The organism is Stenotrophomonas sp. SORGH_AS_0321 (assembly GCF_031453215.1).
In the GTDB taxonomy this organism is placed as follows: domain Bacteria; phylum Pseudomonadota; class Gammaproteobacteria; order Xanthomonadales; family Xanthomonadaceae; genus Stenotrophomonas; species Stenotrophomonas chelatiphaga.
Genome location: NZ_JAVIZG010000001.1, coordinates 1,623,717 through 1,638,600 on the forward strand (window position 1 = coordinate 1,623,717; position 14,884 = coordinate 1,638,600).

Consider the following 14,884-nt stretch of genomic DNA (forward strand, 5'->3'; position numbering starts at 1 on the left):
TTCAGGTCATTGGACGTTATGCTCTCCATTCTTGAACAGCACAAAAGGAAGGGGCCGATGCGGGTAAGCCACCTGTTGACCATTGCCGCGATCACCTTGGCCGCCGCCGGCTGCAAGCCGCAGGCCGCGCCCGAGCCGGCCAAGCCGGCCCCGCAGGTGATCCTGGTCGAAGCCGACCTGCCACCGCGCCCGATGAAGCCGGAGCTGCCGCCGCTGTTCGATGACATCGAACGCCGCACCTTCCAGTTCTTCTGGGACACCAGCAATGAGATCAACGGGCTGACCCCGGACCGCTATCCCTCGCGGCCTTTCGCCAGCATCGCCTCGGTCGGCTTCGCGCTGACTGCCTATCCGATCGGCATCGAAAACGGATGGGTCAGCCGCAACCAGGCGGTGGACCGTACCCTGACCACGCTGCGCTTCCTGCGCGATGTGCCGATGGGCCCGCAGCGCACCGGCAAGGGCGGTTACAAAGGCTTCTACTACCACTTCCTGGACATGCAGGACGGCCACCGCTACGACAGCTGGGTGGAACTGTCTTCGGTGGATACCGCGCTGCTGATGATGGGCGTGCTGTTCGCGCAGTCGTACTACGACGGCGGGGATTCGCGCGAGAAGGAAATCCGTGACATCGCCGAGACCCTGTACAAGCGCGTGGACTGGCCGTGGCTGCAGGAGCGTTCGCCGCTGATCTCGATGGGCTGGTTCCCGGAAAGCGGCACCATCGAACACGACTGGATGGGCTACAACGAGGCGATGATCGTCTACATCCTGGCGCTGGGTTCGCCGACCCATCCGGTCAGCCCGGATGCCTGGACGGTGTGGACGCGCACCTACGACAACGACTGGGGCGTCTACCAGGGCCAGGAATACCTGTCCTTCGGTCCGCTGTTCGGCCATCAGTACAGCCATGTCTGGATCGACTTCCGCGATATCCAGGACGCCTACATGCGCGAACGCGGCAGCACCTATTTCCTCAACAGCCGTTCGGCCGCGCTGGCCCAGCGCGAGTATGCGATCAGCAACCCGATGAACTGGAAGGAATACGGCCAGAACGTCTGGGGCCTGACCGCCAGCGACGGCCCGCAGAACACCACCCAGGAATACCGTGGCGAGCAGCGCCAGTTCCGCCATTACTCTTCGCGCGGCGCCGGCCTGCGCGAGAATTTCGACGACGGCACCATCGCCCCCACCGCGGCCATTTCCTCCATCGTGTTCGCGCCGGAAGAAGTGATCCCGGCCACCCAGGAAATGCACAAGCGCTTCGGTGATTACATCTACTCCAGCTACGGCTTCCTGGATTCATTCAACCCGAGCTTCAACTACGACATCCCGATCAAGACCGGGCGCATGGTGCCCGACCGCGGCTGGGTGGCGAGCGACTACATCGGCATCGACCAGGGCCCGATCCTGACCATGATCGCCAACTACCGCAACGATTTCGTGTGGGAGGTGATGAAGAAGAACCCGCACATCCGCAAGGGGCTGGAGCGCGCTGGTTTCAGCGGCGGCTGGCTGACCCCGGAAGGCGAACAGCAGCCGCTGCAGCTGGAAAAAGACGAGAAGGCCGCCGACGCACGCGCGGTCGGCATTGCAGAATCACGCGCCGCCGCGGCACAGGAACAGAAGAATGCATCGCGCAACAACAACCCGGGCAAGTAAGCCGGAGCTGGCAACGAAGAACACGTCCCCGGGCCGTCGCCTGCGCTGGGTCGCCGCGCTGGTGGCGGGCCTGGTGCTGGCGGGCTGCGCGCGCAAGGAAGAGGGCACCACGGTGCGCTTCTGGGCGATGGGGCGCGAGGCCGAAGTGGTGGCCGAGCTGATCCACGAGTTCGAAGCGGAGAACCCCGGCATCCGGGTGGACGTGCAGAACATCCCGTGGACGGCCGCGCACGAAAAACTGCTGACCGCCTTCGCCGCCGATGGGTTGCCCGATGTCTGCCAGCTCGGCAACACCTGGATCCCGGAGTTCGCCGAACTCAACACGCTGGAGCCGCTGCAGCCGTACATCGATCGTTCCAGCGTGGTCGAGCCGGCCGATTATTTCCCCGGCATCTGGGACACCAACGTGATCCATGGCGAGGTGGTCGGGGTGCCGTGGTACGTCGACACCCGCCTGCTGTATTACCGCAAGGATCTGCTCGCGCAGGCCGGCCACGATGCGCCACCGCGCACCTGGGCCGAGTTCGAACAGCAGATGGCCGACATCAAGAAGATGCAGGGCCCGAACCGTTACGCGGTGCTGATGCCGATCAACGAATTCGAGCAGCAGCTGTCCTTCGCCCTGCAGCAGCCCGATCCGCTGCTGCGCGATGACGATACCCGCGGCAACTTCCGCAGCCCCGGCTTCCGTCGCACGCTGGGTTTCTACGCCAACATGTTTGAAAAGGGCTGGGCACCGAAGATGTCCGAAACCCAGATCTCCAACGTCTGGGACGAGTTCTTCCGTGGCTTCAATGTGTTCTACATCTCCGGCCCCTGGAACATCCGCGAGTTCAAGAAGCTGGAACCGAAGGAACTGGCTGGCAAGTGGGGCACCGCAGCACTGCCCGGGCCGGACGGCCCCGGTGCCGGCATCGCCGGGGGCACCAGCCTGGTGATCTTCCGCAAGGCGCAGCAGAAGGAAGCGTCGTGGAAGCTGATCGAGTTCCTGTCGCGGCCGGCGATCCAGGAACGCTTCCATTCCATCATCGGCGACCTGCCACCGCGTCGCAGCACCTGGCAGGCCCCGTCGCTGGCCGGTGATCCGCTGGCCGCGGCGTTCCGTGACCAGCTCGAGCGCGTCAAGCCGACGCCGAAGGTGCTGGAATGGGAGCGCATCGTGCAGGAAATGCGCATCGTCACTGAAAAAGTGGTTCGCGGCGGGCAGGCGCAGGATGCTGCGGTGACTGAACTCGATGACCGCGTGGACAAAGTCCTGGCCAAGCGGCGCTGGATGCATGAGCAGGTGATCGAGCAACAGCGCGATGCCGCGCCCGTGGCCACCGGAGGCCAGCCATGAACCGTTCCTCGCTTGCCGGCTGGATCTTCGCTGCACCGGCGGTGATCGTGCTGGGTGTGTTCTTCGGCCTGCCGGTGGCTTCGGCGCTGGCGCTGAGCGTGACCGACTTCGACCTGTACTCGCTGGCCGACGGCGCGAACCTGCGTTTCGTCGGGCTGGGCAACTACATCGACCTGCTGCAGACGCCGATGTTCTGGAAATCGCTGTGGAACACCACGTACTTCGTGGTGATCGGCGTGCCGCTGTCCATCGCGGTGTCGCTCGGCGCGGCGATCCTGCTCAACGCCCCGGCGGCCCGCTTCAAGGCCCTGTTCCGCACCGCGCTGTTCGCCCCGGTGGTGACCACGCTGGTGGCGGTGGCAGTGATCTGGCGCTACCTGTTCCACACCAGCTACGGGCTGGTGAACTACGGGCTGGGGCACATCGGCATCAGCCCGATCGACTGGCTCGGCGATCCGGACTGGGCCATGCCGACGATCATGCTGTTCGCGGTGTGGAAGAACTTCGGCTACAACATGGTGATCTTCCTGGCCGGCCTGCAGGCGATCCCGCATGACCTGTACGAGGCCGCGCGCATCGACGGCGCGTCGCGCTGGAAGCAGTTCCTGCACATCACCCTGCCGATGCTCGGCCCGGTGCTGCTGGTGGTCGGGGTGATCACCGTGTCCGGCTACTTCCAGCTGTTCGCCGAACCCTACGTGATGACCCGCGGCGACCCACTGCAGAGCACCGTCAGCGTGCTGTACTTCATGTTCGAAGAAGGCTTCAAGTGGTGGAACCTCGGCCGTGCATCGGCGGTGGCGTTCCTGTTGTTCCTGATCATCCTGGCGGTGACCTCGGTGATGCTGCGCTTCGGGCGCAAAAGGCAGATGGTATGAGTCGCGAAATCGGCCAGTCACGCTGGCACGGATGGTGGATCAACGGCGGGTTGCTGGTGCTGGCGCTGGTCAGCCTGGCACCGCTGCTGTGGATGGTGTCGGTGTCGGTGATGCCGGCCGGCGAGGCGACGCAGTTTCCGCCGCCGCTGGTGGGCTCGCAGGTCACCTTCAGCAACTACCACGAGCTGTTCGCACGCACCGGCATGGGCGTCAACTTCGCCAACAGCCTGCTGGTGTCGGTGGCGATCACACTGGGGTCGCTGCTGCTCAACACGATGGCTGGCTACGCCTTCGCCAAGCTGCGCTTCGTCGGCCGTGACCGCCTGTTCCAGGTGCTGATGGCCGCCCTGGTGATCCCGGCGCAGGTGGCGATGCTGCCGCTGTTCCTGTTGATGAAGCAGCTGGGCCTGGTCAACAGCTTCGGCGGGGTGATCGTGCCGGCGCTGGCGACCGTGTTCGGCATCTTCCTGGTGCGCCAGTACGCGCGCTCCATCCCGGACGAACTGCTGGAAGCGGCGCGCATGGACGGGGCAGGGGAGCTGCGGATCTTCTTCCAGATCGTGCTGCCGATGCTCAAGCCGGTGCTGGTCACGCTGTCCATCTTCACGTTCATGGGCGCGTGGAACGACTTCATGTGGCCGCTGATCGTGCTGACCGACCAGGAGCACTACACCCTGCCGGTGGCGCTGGCCACGCTGTCACGCGAACACATCATGGATGTTGAGATGATGATGGCCGGCGCGGTGGTCACGGTGATCCCGGTGCTCGCGCTGTTCCTGCTGCTGCAGCGGTACTACATCCAGGGTCTCATGTTGGGGAGTGTCAAAGGGTGAATCGTCGAATCGTCGCCGGCCTGGCGCTGTTGTGGTCCTGCGTGGCAGTTGCTGCCCCGCCTCCTGCCGCTCCCGCACCGAAGGTCATCGACGATTTCGACGACATGGGCCAATGGACGCTGGTGCTGTCCGACCAGGTCAGCGGCTCGCTGCGCAACGTCGCCGGTGCCGGCGGCGGCCGCGCGATGTGCCTGGACTACGACTTCCACGAGGTCTCCGGTCATGTCGGCGTGCGCCGCGCGCTGAACATCGACTACCCGGCCAACTACCGCTTCGGCTTCCAGCTGCGCGGGGATTCGCCGGCCAACGATCTGCAGTTCAAGCTGATCGACGCCAGCGGTGACAACGTGTGGTGGGTCAACCGCCCGGGCTACGCGTTCCCCAAGGCCTGGACCCCGGTGGAGTTCCGCAAGCGCCACATCGACAAGGCCTGGGGCCCGTCGCCGGAGAAGGAACTCAAGCGCAGCGCGTCGATGGAGTTCACCATCTACAGCAAGGTCGGCGGCCGCGGCACGGTGTGCTTCGACAAGCTGACCCTGCAGGGCCTGCCCGCGCAGGATGATTCGGCGCTGCACCCGGAGGTGCTGGCCGATACCGCCCCGGCCCTGCAGGACCGCATGATCGATGGCAAGGCCGATACGTTCTGGGTCAGTGGCGGGGTCAAGCAGCAGACCATCAGCCTGGACCTGGGCAAGCCGCGCGAAGTGGGCGGGGCGGTCATCGACTGGCTGCCCGGCCTGGAGGCCACGCGTTACACCGTGCGCGCTTCGCAGGACGGGCGCGACTGGCGCACGATCCGCGAAGTGACCGCCGGCACTGGTGGCCGAGACTGGCTGGCGTTGCCGGAAACCGATGCGCGCTACCTGCGCTTCGACCTGCAGGGCGGCCCGAACTGGCGCTATGGCATCCGCGATATCGCGCTGAAGCCGCTGGCCTTCGCCGCCACCCCGAATGCGTTCCTGTCATCGGTGGCCGCCGACCTGCCGCGTGGTTCGCTGCCGCGCGCGTACGTGGGCGAGCAGCCGAGCTGGACCCTGCTGGGACTGGATGGCGGCCGCGAACAGGCGCTGATCAGCGAAGACGGCGCGCTGGAAATGGCGCGTGGCAGCTTCAGCGTGGAGCCGTTCCTGAAGCTGGACGGCAAACTGGTCAGCTGGGCCGATGTCAGCCCGATCCAGTCGCTGCAGGACAGCTACCTGCCGATCGCCAGCGTGGACTGGCAGCATGACAAGGCGTCGCTGTCGGTCACCGGTTTCGTGCAGGGCACGCCGGACACCTCGCAGCTGGTGGCCCGTTATTCGCTGAAGAACCCGGACAAGGTGGCCCACGAATACACCCTGGCGTTGGCGATCCGCCCCTGGCAGGTCAATCCGCCGACCCAGTTCCTCAACACCGTCGGCGGCTTCAGCCGGATCGACAGCCTGGATGTGGAAGAAGGGCTGGTGAAGGTCAACGGCGAGCCGCGGCTGTATCCGGTGCAGACGCCGGATGCGCGCTTCGCCACCCCGTTCGACGGCAAGCTGGAGGTGATGCACCTGGCCGCTGGCACGCTGCCGACCACCACCTCGGTGAAGGACCCGACCGGCATGGCGTCCGGCGCGTTGCTGTACACGTTCAAGCTGGAGCCGGGACAGAGCCGCGAAGTGGCGCTGGTGCTGCCCCAGGTCGGCAGCTTCAATCCGCGCGGCTTTGACGCCGACAAAGCCCAGGCACAGGTGGCCGCGATGTGGCGGCAGAAGCTGGATGGCCTGCAGCTGCAGTTGCCGCGCGAGGGCCAGCCGCTGGCCGACACGCTGCGCACGGCGCTGGCGCACATGCTGATTTCCCGCGTGGGCCCGCGCCTGCAGCCCGGTACGCGGTCCTACGGGCGCAGCTGGATCCGCGACGGCGCGATGATTTCCGAAGGCCTGCTGCGCATGGGCCGCAGCGACGCGGTGCGCGATTACGTGCAGTGGTATGCCCCGTTCCAGTTCGACAACGGCAAGGTGCCGTGCTGCGTGGACGACCGCGGCAGTGACCCGGTACCGGAAAACGACAGTCACGGCGAGCTGATCTACAACATCGCCGAATACTGGCGTTACACCGGAGACGATGCCTTCCTGGAAGCGATGTGGCCGCACGTGGCGGGCGCGTTCCATTACATGGAACGCCTGCGCGCCAGCGAGCGCACCGAAGAGAACCGCGCGCGCAATCCGGCGTTCTACGGGATGATGCCGGCCTCGATCAGCCACGAAGGCTATTCGGCCAAGCCGATGCATTCGTACTGGGACAACTTCTGGGCGCTGCGCGGCTACAAGGACGCCGGGATCATCGCCGAGCGCCTGCAGAAGATGGAAGTGCTGGCGATCACCGGCGCGCGCGATGAATTCCGCGCCGACCTGCAGGCATCGCTGTATGCGGCGATGGACCAGCATCGCATCGACTTCCTGCCGGGGTCGGCGGAGCTGGGCGACTTCGATGCGACCTCCACCACCATCGCACTGGCGCCCGGCGGTGAGCAGGGTCGCCTGCCGCAGCCGCAGCTGGACAACACCTTCCAGCGCTACTGGACCGAGTTCGTGGCACGCCGCGACGGCAAGCGCGAGTGGAAGGATTACACCCCGTACGAATGGCGCAACGTCGCCGCCTTCGTGCGCCTGGGCTGGCGTGACCGGGCCTGGCAGGCGACCGAATTCTTCTTCAAGGACCGCTCGCCGCAGGCCTGGAACCAGTGGGCCGAAGTGGTGTCGCGCACGCCGCGCAAGCCGTTCTTCGTCGGCGACCTGCCGCATGCCTGGGTGGCTTCGGACTTCGTGCGTTCGGCGCTGGACATGTTTGCCTACAACCGTGACGTGGACCAGTCGCTGGTGCTGGCGGCGGGCGTACCGGTGCGCTGGTTCGAGGGGCAGGGCATCGCGGTGAAGGGACTGCGCACGCCACAGGGCCAGCTCGACTACCGGCTGCAACGCAGCGACAGGCAACTGGTGCTGGACGTCGGTGCCGGCGTGCTGCCGCCAGCCGGTGGCCTGGTGCTGCCGTGGCCGTATGCGGGCGAGCCCGGCGCGACCACGATCAATGGCGAGCCGGTCGAATGGATCGGCGGCGAACTGCACGTGCACCAGGTGCCGGCGAAGATCGAGATCGAGGTCCCGGCCGCCGTGCGCCGGGCCGAACGCAAGGGGTGACCAGCATGCGGGTGAGGGGCGGGGAGGGCACGCAGGGTGTCATGCGGACGTTGCTCGGTGCAGCCGTGTGCGTGTCACTGCTGCTGCCGGGTGTGGCGCTGTCGGCGGATGCTCCGCCGCGTGCCGCGGTCGCCGGGTTGAACAGCGCGCCGGTCAGCGCGACGCGCGAGGCAGGCATGAGCATGGTGACCTTCAACCTGCACCATGACCGCGAGGACTGGCCCGGGCGACGCAAGACCATCCTGGCCGAACTGCAGCGCCTGCAGCCGGATGCGATCGCGCTGCAGGAGGTGATCCAGAAGCGCAACGTGCGCAACCAGGCCGAATGGCTGGCCACTCGACTGGGCTATTCGTACCTGTTCGTATCCACCGACCCGCCCGGGGCGGCCAAGCGCTACGGCAATGCGCTGCTGACGCGCCGGCCGGTCCTGGCGCGCGGCCAGCACCTGCTGCAGCCACTGGCTGACTACCGCACCGTGGGCCACCTGCGTATCGAGGTCGATGGCAGGCCGGTCAATGTCTACGCCACGCACCTCAACGAACGTTCCGATGAGAAGGGCATCCAGACCCGCCGCACCCAGGTGGAAGACCTGCTGCGCTTCATCAGCAGCACCTCGGCGGGTGCACCGGTGGTGATCGCCGGTGACTTCAATGCGATGGTCGATGCGGGTGACCTGAGCGAGCTGCGCAGTCATTACGGCGACAGCTACGGCAGCGTGCACATCAACAATGACCTGGCGCAGGTCAGCACGCTCAACCGTCACTATTTCGAGGCGCCATCGCGCATCGACCACATCTTCTTCCAGCAGGACCAACTGCTGGCGCGGGAGGCGAAGATCCTGTTCGACCAGCCCGATGAAGGCGGACGCTGGGCGTCGGACCATTACGGCGTGTGGACGCGCCTGCAGTTCGCACCGGACACCGCGTCCGCGCCCAGGTAGCGCCGGCCGCAGGCCGGGTAGTGACGGCTGCGGCAGGTAGTGACGGCCGTTGGCCGTCAGCTCCTGCTCTGGTGGGTGACGACCGTTGGGCCTGGTGGGTGACGACCGTTGGTCGTCACGCGCTCGCCGCTGCGCTCGCCGAGCACGGCTCGGCGCTACCGGCCACGCGCTGCTGCCGGGTAGTGACGGCCGCTGGCCGTCAGCTCCTGCGCGGGTGGGTGACGACCGTTGGTCGTCACGCTGTTGCCTTTGCCGCTGCGCTCGCCGAGCACGGCTCGGCGCTACCGACACATAAAAAAACAGCGGCCCGAAGGCCGCTGTTTTCGTTTGCACCCCGGCAGGGGGTCAGCCCTGCGGCAGGTTGCCCGGCTTGGCCTTGTCGTCCTCGGCTTCCGATTCGGCGTCCGCTGCCGGCTGGGCCACGACCGCAGCCTGGGCGGCGGCATCGGTGCCACCGGCCAGGATGGCCGGCTCGGCGGCTTCGACCGCTTCGACCACGGCCGGTGCGGCAACCGCAGCCGGCAGCGAAGCGGCAACCGGCGCCACGACCGGCGCCACGACCGGCTCAACCGCCGCGGGTGCGGTGACGGCCGGAGCCCGCGGCGCAGCGGCATCGATGGCATCCAGCATGCTGGTCTGCACCGGTGCCGGCTGTGCTGCAATGGCGGCAGGCTTCGGCGCTTCGGCTTCGGCCTGGACGGCCTCCACCTTGGGCGCTGCCTGCGGCACCGGCTGCCAGGTCGGCGCCTGCTCGGCGGCGACCGGGGCTGCCGCAGCGGGTGCTGCAGCGACAGGCGCTTCAACCTTCCGCGCGTCGGCCTGCACCGGCGTGACGGCATCGTGCTGCGGACGGTCGATCTCGGCGGTCACTGCCGGCGGGGCCGCTGCCTCGACCTTCGGGGCCTCGACCTTCGCAGCTTCCACCTTCGGAGCTCCCACCTTCGCAGCTTCCACCTTCGCAGCTTCCACCTTCGGGGCCTCGGCCTGAGCGGTTTCCACCTTCGGGGCCTCGACATTCGCGGCTTCAACCTTCGGCGCTTCCACGGCCTTCGGGGCTTCGACCACCGCGGCGGGCGAGGCGGTCAGCGCGCTGGCGGCAGTCGGCACGATGGCGGCGGTCGCCAGCACGGCAGCTGCACGCTTTTCGCGATCGGCCGGAGCCGGCGCGTCGCCTTCGTCATCGAAGTCGAACTCAGGCTGCGGACGCGTCGAGGCGGGCTCGCGCTTTTCCGTACCGGCCGCATCGGCCAGGCCGGAGACCGCAGCCACGTCCTGCTCGTCTGCGTCATTGTCGTCTTCGTCCGAATCGTCATGACCCAGCGAATCAGTGGCGGTGCCTTCCGCATTGCCACGACGACGACGACGACCGCCACGACGACCACGACGACGGCGCGAACCGCCCTCGCCATTGCCGTCCTCAGAGGCCGGCGCGCTGATGCCATCGGCACCTGCGTCGGTGCCCACCGCAGTCACTGCTTCCGCTTCGGCATCGGTCACGGCAGCGTGGATCGGTGCTGCTGCTTCCGTTGCCTGCGGCGCCGCCGGCGTGGCAGCGACCGTGTCGGCCACTTCGCCGCGCAGCTGCTGGTTGGCCAGGCGCGATGCAGCGGCCGCGTCGGCGGCTGCGTCCACGCCCATCGGCACGGTTGCCGCTGCAGCGGCGGCGGCGATGTCATTGCCGTCGCGCTGCGGCTTGTCGCTTTCCTGCGGACGCGGCTGGCGCGGCTGCTTCACCTTCGGCTGCTGCTGGGCCTGTGCCGGCGCCTGGGCCTGCTCGGTACGCTCGCCACGCTCATTGCGCTGCTTGCCACCCTGCTGGCCCTGTTCCTGACGCTGCTTCGGCTGCTGCTGGCCATTGCCGTTGCCGGCCTGCGCGTTGGCGGCGGCCACGACCTGCGCGTTGCCGCCCTGGCCGTTGCCCTGGCGGCGCTCACCACGCTCACCACGTTCGCCTCGTTCCTTGCGGCCCTGGCCCTGTGCCTGCGGGGCGCCGTTGCCGGCGCTGCGGCTGTCGTCGCGGCGGTCCTTGCGGTCCTTGCCGTTGCGATCCTTGCCATTGCGGTCCTTGCGGCCATGTTCAGCGCCGTTCGAACGTGCGGCCGGTGCCGGAGCCGGTGCGGCAGCCGGTTCGCCACCGAAGATGCGCTTGAACCAGCCGACCACGCCGCCGGTAGCGGCCGGTGCAGCGACCGGAGCGGCCACGGCAACCGGCGCCGGCTGCGGCGCGGCTTCTTCGCGGATCGGGGCCGGCGAATTGTGCTGGACCTGGGTCACGGCCGGCGGCGGAATGTTCAGCTGGCCCTTGGTCAGGGCATGCACCGGCAGCTTGCGCGGGGTGCCACGCTGGTAGCTCGGCTTGCCGCTTTCCTCACCCAGCTCGTTCTCGCGCAGGCGGGTCACGGTGTAGTGCGGGGTGTGCAGCTGTTCGTCGGCCACGATCACGATCGGGGCTTCGTGGCGCGCTTCGATTTCACGCAGGGCGCTGCGCTTTTCGTTGAGCAGGTAGTTGGCGATCTCGACCGGGGCCTGGACCAGCACCTGCCCGGTGTTCTCCTTCATCGCATGCTCTTCGGCGACGCGGATGATCGACAGCGACAGCGATTCCACGCTGCGCATGCGGCCGTGGCCGTCGCAGTGCGGGCAGACCAGCTGGCTGGATTCGCCCAGACTCGGACGCAGGCGCTGGCGGCTCATTTCCAGCAGGCCGAAGCGCGAGATGCGGCCGACCTGTACGCGGGCACGGTCGTACTTCAGCGCCTGGGCAAGGCGGTTTTCGACCTCGCGCTGGTGCTTGTTGGAGGACATGTCGATGAAATCGATCACCACCAGGCCGCCGAGGTCGCGCAGGCGCAGCTGGCGGGCCGCTTCTTCGGCCGCTTCCAGGTTGGTCTGGAACGCGGTGTCCTCGATGTCGCTGCCCTTGGTGGCGCGCGAGGAGTTCACGTCGATGGCGGTCAGTGCTTCGGTCTGGTCGACCACGATCGAACCGCCCGACGGCAGGCGCACGTTGCGCTCATAGGCGCCTTCGATCTGCGACTCGATCTGGAAGCGGTTGAACAGCGGGATGTCGTCGGTGTAGTGCTTGAGCTTGCGCAGGGTCTGCGGCATCACCTGCTGCATGAACTCGCGGGCGTGCTGGTACATCTCTTCGGTGTCGACCAGGATCTCGCCGATGTCCGCGCGCAGGTAGTCGCGCAGGGCGCGCACGATCAGCCGCGATTCCTGGTAGATCAGGAACGGGGCGGGCTTGCTCAGCGCCGCTTCGGCGATGGCGCGCCACACGTTCAGCAGGTAATCCAGGTCCCACTGCAGCTCTTCGGCATCGCGGCCGACGCCGGCGGTGCGGATGATCACGCCCATTTCGTCGGGAATGTTCAGCTTGTCCAGCGCGTCCTTCAGCGCGGCGCGGTCTTCGCCTTCGATCCGGCGCGAGACGCCACCGGCGCTCGGCGAGTTCGGCATCAGTACCATGTAGCGGCCGGCCAGCGAGATGAACGTGGTCAGGGCAGCGCCCTTGTTGCCGCGTTCATCCTTGTCGATCTGCACCACGATTTCCTGGCCTTCGCGCAGGAGCTCCTTGATGCCGGCCTTGTTGTGGTCGACACCGGCCTGGAAATAATCGCGGGAAATTTCCTTCAGCGGCAGGAAGCCATGGCGGCCACCGCCGTATTCGACGAAGGCGGCTTCCAGCGAGGGCTCGATGCGGAAGATCCGGCCCTTGTAGATATTGGACTTCTTCTGTTCCTTGGCCGGCTGCTCGATGTCGATGTCATACAACGACTGGCCATCCACGATGGCGACACGCAGTTCTTCGGCCTGCGTGGCGTTGATCAGCATTCGCTTCATTGTTGCGTTCCTCGCAAGCGGCTACCGCGCGGAACGCCATGGAGTTTCGCCTCTGGATACGGCTGGCCGCCCATTCGCGCAGGCGCGGGGAGGGTGGCCCGGGTTTCCAGCGCTACGACACCACGGCAGGCCGCGGGAGCGCTCTTGTTATCTGGTTTTTGGGTGTTGCGGGACCGGCGGCAGCTGTCAGCCTAAACTGGAGCGCCACACGGGACATGTTCAGCGCGACTGCGTGTCAGGCAATCGGCGATGGCCGGGAGCGCCGGTGAGCCGCTAACATGGCCGCCCCGGGGGCGGTGGTCGCGCACTGTGCCGGATTCGTTGGAAGACAGGCTTCTGGCCCGGAGTAACTTCCAACGAAATCAATCCCTTATCTCGCCGCCCGAGTGTAACAGAATAAACAGGCTGATGACTGCTCAAGACCCCGCAAAGCCCAACTCCGACAAGCCTTCCGTGCGCATGATCACCGTTCCCGATGACCGGGCGGGACAGCGGCTGGACAATTTCCTGCTCGGACAACTGAAAGGGGCGCCGCGCAGCCTGGTCTACAAGCTGGTCCGCAGCGGCCAGGTCCGGGTCAATGGCGGCCGCGCCAAGGCCGAACGCAAGCTGGAGGGCGGGGAGGTGATCCGCATCCCTCCGGTCCATCTCAGCGAGGAGGGAGACAAGGCCGGCCCGCCGGAGTCGTTCATGCGCCGGCTGGAGCAGGCCATCGTCTATGAAGACGAGCGTCTGCTGGCCCTGAACAAGCCCTCCGGGGTGGCCAGCCATGGCGGCAGCGGGATCAGTTTCGGTGCCATCGAAACGCTGCGGGCGCTGCGTCCGGGCAAGACGCTGGAGCTGGTACACCGGTTGGACCGTGACACCTCCGGGCTGCTGATCGTGGCCAAGAAGCGTTCAGCGCTCAGCGAGCTGCAGGCGCTGCTGCGCGAGGACCATGGTGCCGGCATCCGCAAGAAATACCTGACGCTGCTGGTCGGGCGCATGCCTGACGGCACCATGACGGTGGATGCGCCGCTGCACGTGGGCCTGCGCCAGGGCGGGGAGCGGCACGTGCAGGTGAATGCGATCGGCAAGCCGTCGATCAGCCATTTCAAGGTGCTGGAGCGCCGCGGCGGCCATTCCTACTGCGAGGTGCGGATCGAAACCGGGCGCACCCACCAGATCCGCGTACACGCCCAGCACCTGGGTCATCCGGTGGCCGGTGACGACAAGTACGGCGATCCGGTCGTCAACAAGCGGTTTCGTGAGCAGATCGGGCTGAAGCGGCTGTTCCTGCACGCGGCCTCGCTGGAGTTCGCGCTGGACGCGGGCAAGACCCCTTACGTGTTGAACGCACCGCTGGCCGAGGAACTGGTCGAGGCGCTGGACCGGTTGAAGTAGGTCGGCGAACGGCGGAGCCCCTCGCGGCGTGTGGTTTTCGAGCTGCCTGCTGGGCTGGGCCGGGCCGGGCCGGGCGCCGGGGCTGTGCGGGGGACGGCAAAAGCCGCTCCTGCGGGCCTCGTTTCGCGCCATCCCTGGCGCTCTACGCCCCCGCCCAGCCCCGGCGCCCGGCCCCCTGACAGATTCCGGTTGCCATCCGCCGCGTAATGAAAGATTGAAGGCAGGGTCAGAGTCCTTTCGCGCAGCGAAAGAACTCTGACCCCGTTTTTGGGTCGGCGAACGGCGGAGCCCCTCGCGGCGGGTGGTTTTCAAGCTGCATCCTGGGCTGGGCCGGGCGCCGGGGCTGTGCGGGGGACGGCAAAAGCCGCTCCTGCGGGCCTCGTTTCGCGCCATCCATGGCGCTCAACGCCCCCGCCCAGCCCCGGCGCCCGGCCCCCTGACAGATTCCGGTTGCCATCCGCCGCGTAAGGAAAGATTGAAGGCAGGGGTCAGAGTCCTTTCGCGCAGCGAAAGGACTCTGACCCCGTTTTGGGGTCGGCGAACGGCGGAGCCCCTCGCGGCGGATGGTTTTCAAGCTGCATCCCGGGTTGGGCCGGACGGGTGGGGTATGCGGGGCACGCGCAAGTACGTCCATGTAGCTCTTCGCGGCTCCTGCCGCTCAAGGCCCCGCATACCCCACCCGCCCGGCCCCTGACAGATTCCGGTTGCCATCCGCTGCGTAATGAGAGATTGAAGGCAGGGGTCTGAGTCCTTTCGCGCAGCGAAAGGACTCAGACCCCGTTTTTCTTTTCACGCGGCTGGCGGCCACGGAACCTGTCCAAGGGCCGGGCGGGGTGGG

8 protein-coding genes are annotated in these 14,884 nt (G+C 67.0%); 7 read left to right on the forward strand and 1 reads right to left on the reverse strand.

The window, feature by feature from the left end; all coding sequences use genetic code 11:
- The first annotated feature begins 57 nt into the window (after nt 1-57).
- Genes QE373_RS07080 through QE373_RS07105 form a run of 6 tightly spaced genes read left to right on the forward strand, consistent with a single transcriptional unit; the run spans nt 58 to nt 8,817 of the window.
- Nucleotides 58-1,662 carry a glucoamylase family protein gene (locus QE373_RS07080; protein ID WP_057506836.1) on the forward strand — a complete coding sequence of 535 codons (1,605 nt, stop codon included), beginning with the start codon at nt 58-60 and terminating at the stop codon, nt 1,660-1,662.
- Nucleotides 1,631-3,001 (forward strand): sugar ABC transporter substrate-binding protein, encoded by a 1,371-nt coding sequence (locus tag QE373_RS07085; protein ID WP_309685031.1) that lies wholly within the window; start codon nt 1,631-1,633, stop codon nt 2,999-3,001. Before QE373_RS07080 ends, QE373_RS07085 begins: the two co-directional genes overlap by 32 nt.
- On the forward strand, nt 2,998-3,879 hold the full coding sequence (locus QE373_RS07090) for a sugar ABC transporter permease (protein ID WP_057506835.1): 882 nt from the start codon (nt 2,998-3,000) through the stop codon (nt 3,877-3,879). The genes QE373_RS07085 and QE373_RS07090 overlap by 4 nt, the downstream gene beginning before the upstream one ends.
- Nucleotides 3,876-4,712: a carbohydrate ABC transporter permease gene (locus QE373_RS07095; RefSeq protein WP_309685035.1), complete on the forward strand. Its 837-nt coding sequence runs from the start codon at nt 3,876-3,878 to the stop codon at nt 4,710-4,712. Before QE373_RS07090 ends, QE373_RS07095 begins: the two co-directional genes overlap by 4 nt.
- 41 nt (nt 4,713-4,753) lie before the next feature.
- The gene (locus QE373_RS07100) at nt 4,754-7,876 is read left to right on the forward strand and encodes a discoidin domain-containing protein (RefSeq protein ID WP_309689613.1); all 3,123 of its coding nucleotides are present in this window, start codon (nt 4,754-4,756) and stop codon (nt 7,874-7,876) included.
- A 41-nt stretch (nt 7,877-7,917) separates the two neighbouring features.
- A complete protein-coding gene (locus QE373_RS07105) occupies nt 7,918-8,817 on the forward strand; it encodes an endonuclease/exonuclease/phosphatase family protein (RefSeq protein ID WP_309685037.1) in 900 nt (299 codons plus the stop codon).
- A 345-nt stretch (nt 8,818-9,162) separates the two neighbouring features.
- On the opposite strand, the gene QE373_RS07110 is transcribed toward QE373_RS07105, so the two are convergent.
- On the reverse strand, nt 9,163-12,663 hold the full coding sequence (locus QE373_RS07110; RefSeq protein ID WP_309685039.1) for an Rne/Rng family ribonuclease: 3,501 nt from the start codon (nt 12,661-12,663) through the stop codon (nt 9,163-9,165).
- Between the two features lie 408 nt (nt 12,664-13,071).
- Between QE373_RS07110 and QE373_RS07115 the strand changes: the two genes are divergently transcribed.
- Complete coding sequence (locus QE373_RS07115; protein WP_309689615.1) at nt 13,072-14,046, forward strand: RluA family pseudouridine synthase; 975 nt, start codon at nt 13,072-13,074, stop codon at nt 14,044-14,046.
- Nucleotides 14,047-14,884 lie beyond the last annotated feature (838 nt).

Coding starts and splice junctions, on each gene's coding strand:
- QE373_RS07080 (WP_057506836.1), top strand. CDS start 58: ATGCGGGTAAGCCACCTGTTGACCATTGCCGCGATCACCTTGGCCGCC.
- QE373_RS07085 (WP_309685031.1), top strand. CDS start 1,631: ATGCATCGCGCAACAACAACCCGGGCAAGTAAGCCGGAGCTGGCAACG.
- QE373_RS07090 (WP_057506835.1), top strand. CDS start 2,998: ATGAACCGTTCCTCGCTTGCCGGCTGGATCTTCGCTGCACCGGCGGTG.
- QE373_RS07095 (WP_309685035.1), top strand. CDS start 3,876: ATGAGTCGCGAAATCGGCCAGTCACGCTGGCACGGATGGTGGATCAAC.
- QE373_RS07105 (WP_309685037.1), top strand. CDS start 7,918: ATGCGGACGTTGCTCGGTGCAGCCGTGTGCGTGTCACTGCTGCTGCCG.
- QE373_RS07110 (WP_309685039.1), bottom strand. CDS start 12,663: ATGAAGCGAATGCTGATCAACGCCACGCAGGCCGAAGAACTGCGTGTC.
- QE373_RS07115 (WP_309689615.1), top strand. CDS start 13,072: ATGACTGCTCAAGACCCCGCAAAGCCCAACTCCGACAAGCCTTCCGTG.